Source organism: Dietzia sp. DQ11-44, assembly GCF_014145205.1.
Classification (GTDB): domain Bacteria; phylum Actinomycetota; class Actinomycetes; order Mycobacteriales; family Mycobacteriaceae; genus Dietzia; species Dietzia natronolimnaea.
This window is the reverse complement of sequence record NZ_JAALEC010000393.1, coordinates 1-3,527: the sequence shown is the minus strand read 5'-3', so window position 1 is coordinate 3,527 and position 3,527 is coordinate 1. Positions and strand designations below refer to the sequence as shown.

Sequence of the window (3,527 nt, the reverse complement as noted above, 5' to 3'; positions counted from 1 at the left end):
GCCCGCGCCGGCCCCGCCGCCGCGGCCGCCGCCCTGGTTGAACAGGCCGCCGAAGAGATCGGAGAAGCCCCCGGCCCCACCGGCTCCGCCCGCACCCGCGGCCCCTCCGAAGAGGTCGCCGATGTCGAAGTCACCGCCGGTGGTGGTGTATCGGCCCCCACCGGGAGGCGCGAAGCCGCCGAACCCGCCGGAGGACACCTGCGCCCGGAACTCGTCGTACTCCTTGCGCTTGGCGGGGTCGCCGATGACGCTGTTGGCCTCGCCGACCCGCTTGAACTTCTCCTCGGCGGCCTTGTTCCCCGGGTTCTTGTCCGGGTGGTTGTCGCTCGCGAGCTTGCGGTACGCCTTGCGGATCTCGTCCGCCGTGGCGGACTTGGAGACGCCCAGTTCGGCGTAGTAGTCCTTCTCGACCCATTCGCGCTGACTCACCAGACGCCTCCTTTCCCTATCGGTTCCTGATCAGTTCCTACTTACCCGAAGTCTCACTTTTCCACCTCGACCGCCGGTGTGCGGGTGACCGCACACCGGCGGCGGTGGAGGACGAGCGGATCAGCGGACGGTGACCATCGCCGACCGCAGGGTCCGCTCGCCGTGGCGATAGCCCTTGCGCAGGATCGTGCCCAGCACGGGCTCGGAACCCTCCGACTCGTCCTGCACGGCCTCGTGCACGGACGGGTCGAACGCGTCCCCCTCCTCGCCGAAGGACTCGACCCCCTGGGAGGCCAGGACCGCGTGGACCCGGTCGGCGAAGGCCTTGAGCGGCCCCTCCTCCAGGTCCCCGTGCGCCCGTGCCCGCTCCAGGTCGTCGACGATCGTCAGGAGCTCGGTGAGGACCGAGCCCTTGGCGGTGTCGATGATGGCCTGTCGGTCCCGCTCGACGCGGCGGCGGTAGTTGGCGAACTCCGCCGACACGCGCTGCAGGTCCGCCGTCCGTTCGTCGAGCTGCGCCTGCAGCGCCGACGTGGCGTCGTCGTCGGACGACCGGTCGCCGGCGGCGCCGTCGGTGGTGGGGGCGGGGTCGTCCTCGACGATCTCGCCCTCCACCGCCTCCGACGGAGCGGCGCCGGTCTTGTCATCCACCGCCTGCGCGGCGGCCACGTCCTGCGCGTCACCGCCCGCCCAGGCGGCCTTGTCCGTCTCCGGACCGTCAGCGTGTGGTGTGGTCACTGGAACTCACCCCTGACTGTCTCGTCGTCCTCTGCGGCCGCCTCGACCTCGTCCGGGTCGACGCCGGCCGCGCCCTCGGCCACGATCTCGGCCTCGGGGGCGACGGGGGCGTCCTGGACGAACTTCTCGTCCACCGCCTCCTCGTCGGTGGCCTCCGGGTCGCCGGGATCAGGAATTCCGGTCGCGTCCGTCACTTGTCGTCCCCCTTCGGCTCGTCCTCGTCCACGACCTCGGCGTCGACCACGTCGTCGTCAACCGACCCCGCGGAGGTGGGGTCGCCGGCCTCGGCACCCTCGGCCGCGGAGGCCTCGTAGATGGCCTGGCCGACGGCCTGCGCCTCGGTGTTGACCTTCTCGACCGCGGACTTGATGGCGTCGACGTCCGAGCCCTCGAGGGCGGTCTTGGCGTCGGCGATCGCGGCCTGGAGCGACTCCTTCTTGTCGGCCGGGATCTTGTCCTCGTTCTCCGAGACGAACTTCTCCGTCTGGTAGATCGTGGACTCGGCCTGGTTGCGGGCGTCCGCCTCCTCGCGACGCTTGTGGTCCTCGGCGGCGTGCTCCTCGGCGTCCTTGATCATCTGGTCGATCTCCTCCTTGGACAGGCCGGAGCCGTCCTGGATGATGATCGTGTTCTCCTTGCCGGTGCCCTTGTCCTTGGCGGTCACGTGGACGATGCCGTTGGCGTCGATGTCAAAGGTGACCTCGATCTGCGGCACGCCACGCGGCGCGGGGGCGATACCGGCGAGCTCGAACGAGCCGAGCAGCTTGTTCTGCGCCGCCATCTCGCGCTCACCCTGGAACACCTGGATCTGCACCGACGGCTGGTTGTCGTCGGCCGTGGTGAAGGTCTCCGACCGCTTGGTGGGGATGGTCGTGTTGCGCTCGATGAGCTTGGTCATCACGCCGCCCTTGGTCTCGATGCCCAGCGACAGCGGGGTCACGTCGAGCAGGAGCACGTCCTTGACCTCGCCGCGGAGCACGCCGGCCTGCAGCGCGGCGCCCACGGCGACGACCTCGTCCGGGTTGACGCCCTTGTTGGGCTCCTTGCCGCCGGTCAGCTCCTTGACCAGGTCGGACACGGCCGGCATGCGGGTCGAGCCACCGACGAGCACCACGTGGTCGATGGTAGACACGGCGATCCCGGCGTCCTTGATGACGGCCTGGAACGGCTTGCGGCACCGGTCGAGCAGGTCCTGCGTGATCTTCTGGAACTCCGAGCGCGACAGCGTCTCGTCGAGGAAGAGCGGGTTCTTGTCCGCGTCGACCGTGATGTACGGCAGGTTGATCGAGGTGGACTGACCGCTCGACAGCTCGATCTTCGCCTTCTCGGCGGCCTCACGCAGACGCTGCAGCGCCATCTTGTCCTTGGTGAGGTCGATGCCGTTCTGCGCCTTGAACTTGTCCACGAGCCAGTCGACGATCCGCTGGTCCCAGTCGTCACCACCGAGGTGGTTGTCACCGGAGGTCGCCCGGACCTCGACGACGCCGTCGCCGATGTCGAGCAGGGAGACGTCGAAGGTACCGCCACCGAGGTCGAAGACCAGGATGGTCTGCTCCTTGTCGCCCTTGTCCAGCCCGTACGCCAATGCGGCCGCGGTGGGCTCGTTGACGATGCGCAGGACGTTCATGCCGGCGATCTGGCCGGCGTCCTTGGTGGCCTGACGCTGGGCGTCGTTGAAGTAGGCGGGGACGGTGATGACGGCGTCCGTCACCTCCTCACCGAGGTAGGACTCGGCGTCGCGCTTGAGCTTCTGGAGCGTGCGCGCGCTGATCTCCTGCGGGGTGTAGTTCTTGCCGTCGATCGAGTCCGACTTCCAGTCCGTGCCGATGTGGCGCTTGACCGAGCGGATGGTGCGGTCGACGTTGGTGACCGCCTGGTTCTTGGCCGGCTGGCCCACGAGGACCTCGCCGTTCTTGGCGAACGCGACCACCGACGGGGTCGTGCGCGACCCCTCGGCGTTGGCGATCACGTTGGCCTCGCCGCCCTCGAGGACGGCGACGCAGGAATTGGTGGTGCCGAGGTCGATACCGACTGCACGTCCCATGATGTTCTCCTTCTCTCCGCGCCGTTACCGCGCGGACGGGGGGTGGTCCGAAACTCTGTTGTTCAGCAGACCCGGCTCAAGGCTCGGATCAGTGACTCCACCCTGCCTCTCGGCGGTGGCGCCGTCAACCCAAGTTGAGTCCGGATCGCTGAGGTTTGACGCCCTGTACAACTGGGGACCGGCCCGATCCATTCCCGGGGTGATCCAGATCACGCGGAAACCTGCGTCCACCTGACTCAATTCGCCCTGGCGCCCATCCACGCGCCCGCGCACCCGCACGCCCGCCCGCGCGCCCGCACGCCCGCACGCCCGCACG

General features: G+C 68.9%; 4 protein-coding genes. All 4 read right to left on the bottom strand.

Annotation, left to right across the window (positions count from 1 at the left end; all coding sequences use genetic code 11):
- The coding region (locus tag G6018_RS10380) for a DnaJ domain-containing protein (RefSeq protein ID WP_187700391.1) at positions 1 to 432 on the bottom strand (432 nt) is incomplete at its 3' end.
- Between the two features lie 117 nt (positions 433 to 549).
- On the bottom strand, positions 550 to 1,167 hold the full coding sequence (gene grpE, locus G6018_RS10375) for a nucleotide exchange factor GrpE (RefSeq protein WP_179523531.1): 618 nt from the start codon (positions 1,165 to 1,167) through the stop codon (positions 550 to 552).
- Positions 1,164 to 1,361 (bottom strand): hypothetical protein, encoded by a 198-nt coding sequence (locus tag G6018_RS10370; protein ID WP_182610459.1) that lies wholly within the window; start codon positions 1,359 to 1,361, stop codon positions 1,164 to 1,166. Before G6018_RS10370 ends, grpE begins: the two co-directional genes overlap by 4 nt.
- Positions 1,358 to 3,211, bottom strand: a complete 1,854-nt coding sequence (gene dnaK / locus G6018_RS10365; RefSeq protein WP_182610460.1) for a molecular chaperone DnaK — start codon at positions 3,209 to 3,211, stop codon at positions 1,358 to 1,360. Before dnaK ends, G6018_RS10370 begins: the two co-directional genes overlap by 4 nt.
- Positions 3,212 to 3,527: the final 316 nt, after the last annotated feature.

Coding starts and splice junctions, on each gene's coding strand:
- dnaK (WP_182610460.1), bottom strand. CDS start 3,211: ATGGGACGTGCAGTCGGTATCGACCTCGGCACCACCAATTCCTGCGTC.